1 protein-coding gene is annotated in these 2,426 nt (G+C 46.5%); it reads left to right on the top strand.

What is annotated here, in order from left to right:
- On the top strand, window positions 1–2,093 hold a 2,093-nt coding region (locus tag PMIT1303_RS00400), incomplete at its 5' end, for a tetratricopeptide repeat protein (RefSeq protein ID WP_156486849.1).
- Between the last annotated feature and the right edge of the window lie 333 nt (window positions 2,094–2,426).

The raw sequence follows: 2,426 nt of genomic DNA, 5'->3' as shown, positions 1-2,426 counted from the left end.
CACTTCTTTTAGCGCAGGCATATCAAAATCTCAGGCAATTCGATGAAGCAATTGTTGAATACAAAAAATTGAATATCAATAGACCAAAGAACAAGCTCATTCCATTCAATCTTGGACTCTGCTTGCTTGAAATTGGCGATAACAATGCAGCCATAGAGGCATTCAAGGGTTCCATTCAACTAGACGGCTCATTTCTTACTGCATGGGGAAACCTAGGCAATGCTCTTAAAGGAGAAGGTCGCCTAAAGGAAGCAATACAAGCAACACAAAAAGTTCTGGATCTTGAGCCCAACAACCCCACTGCCCACATGAACCTGGGCTTGATCCACAAAGATCTCGGTGAGCTTGAGCAAGCGCTTACCTCAACCCTCACATCTCTAGAGCTCCAGCCTGATAACCCCACGGGCCACATGAACCTGGGTTTGATCTATCAAGAGCTCGGTCAACTCGATCAAGCGCTTACCTCAACCCTCAAGTCCCTAGAGCTCAAGCCTGATAACCCCGCAGCCCACATGAACCTGGGCGGCATCTACAAAGATCTCGGTGAGCTTGAGCAAGTGCTTACCTCAACCCTCAAATCTCTAGAGCTCCAGCCTGATAACCCCACGGGCCACATGAACCTGGGTTTGATCTATCAAGAGCTCGGTCAACTCGATCCAGCTCTTGCTTCCACCCTCAAATCTCTAGAGCTCCAGCCTGATAACCCCACGGCCCACATGAACCTAGGCGGCATCTACAAAGAACTCGGGCAGCTTGATCATGCTCTTGCTTCCACCCTTAAATCCCTAGAGCTCAAGTCTGATAGCCCCGCAGCCCTCACGAACCTGGGCGGGATATACCAAGAACTCGGTGAGCTTGATCAAGCGCTTACCTCAACCCTCAAATCTCTAGAGCTCAAGCCTGATAACCCCACTGCCAACATGAGCATAGGCAGCATCTACAAAGATCTCGGTCAACTCGATCAAGCTCTTGCTTCCACCCTTAAATCCCTAGAGCTCCAGCCTGATAACCCCGCAGCCCACATGAACCTGGGCGCCATATACCAAGATCTCGGCAAGCTTGATCAAGCGCTTAGCTCAACCCTGAAATCTCTAGAGCTCAAGCCTGACAACCCCGCAGCCCACAAGAACCTTGGCGGCATATACCAAGATCTCGGCAAGCTTGATCAAGCGCTTGCTTCTCTAAGAGTGGCCATGAAAAGTGAGAAAACAAAAGAAGAAGCCGCAATAGAATTAGCACTAATTTATTACGGTATGAGCCATTACCATGATGGGGTCAAGGCCATAAGTGAAATTCATAGCAAGACAGCGGACAATCTTCTTCTTTCCCTTTACCTATGCCTAGACGAGAAGCTCGAATTCAACCGATGCGCCGGTGATTTAATAGGCAAGCGATGGCTTGACCAGCGAGGAGTCGCAGCAATAGATCACGCCAATGATTTATACAATCAAACTTTAGACAATGGGTTGGGCGGAAGCGCCATCGATTCTGTTTTTATTCAGACAGTTAATGAGCAGGAATTCTCTGATGAGTTAATTGAAGGGATACTACTGCACCTATCAAACAAGACGCTACAGCCTAGAAACCAAGGGCTTCTGGTCAACGGCTCGCAAACATCTGGGAATATACTTGATATACCTGAAAAGCCATTCCAAGCCCTAAAAGAACTACTCATTCAAAAGATCGATAACTACAATCAATTAAGCGATATCAATACCGATAAATTCTTTCAGACGAATTGGGAAAAACACATGTACAACCTAAAAGGATGGGCAATCGTCATGAAAAAAGGCGGAAGTCTTAAATCCCATAACCACGAACTAGGATGGCAAAGTGGAACCTTCTATTTGCAAATGCCAGAAAAAGGGGCCAACCCAGAAGAAGGAGCTATTGAATTCAGCCATCAAGGTCCAAGATACCCTAAAGGAGCTTCAGTATTCAAAAGAAGAGTAATTCGACCGAAAGCTAGAGACTTAAATATTTTCTCCTCATCGCTTTTTCATAGAACCCTACCTTTCCATTCTGAAACACAAAGAATTTGCATCGCATTCGACGTCACTAGAAACGAAAAACTGTGGGAGGCATCCAATTAGTATTTGCAATTTTTGCCATATGTTTCATGAACCAAATACTCATGCCATGATAGAGAGCAAATATCTACAAGGATATTGTGCCTGGCGAGTCAGCAGATCAATGTTTTCTAGCCATTTTTGTGCGCACGGCGCTCGAGCCAGAAAAGGGTAAGGAGAACCCAAAAGCACCCACCTCCTAATGATGTAGAGCTAACACACGAATAGGGATTGGCAGGAGCTGGTGAAACAGAAAGCCGAGCAAGGCGAATGGCTGAGGCCCTATAGCTTCCGCGACACCTATTCACTAGTTTGCGAATCACTGCAGATGCACAAGGCTGATCTCTGCGCAGCGAT

The sequence above is a fragment of the Prochlorococcus sp. MIT 1303 genome (genome assembly GCF_001631965.1).
GTDB classification, from domain to species: domain Bacteria; phylum Cyanobacteriota; class Cyanobacteriia; order PCC-6307; family Cyanobiaceae; genus Prochlorococcus; species Prochlorococcus marinus_D.
Note: the sequence above shows the minus strand (reverse complement) of the source record. Positions and strands in the feature narration are given on the sequence as shown.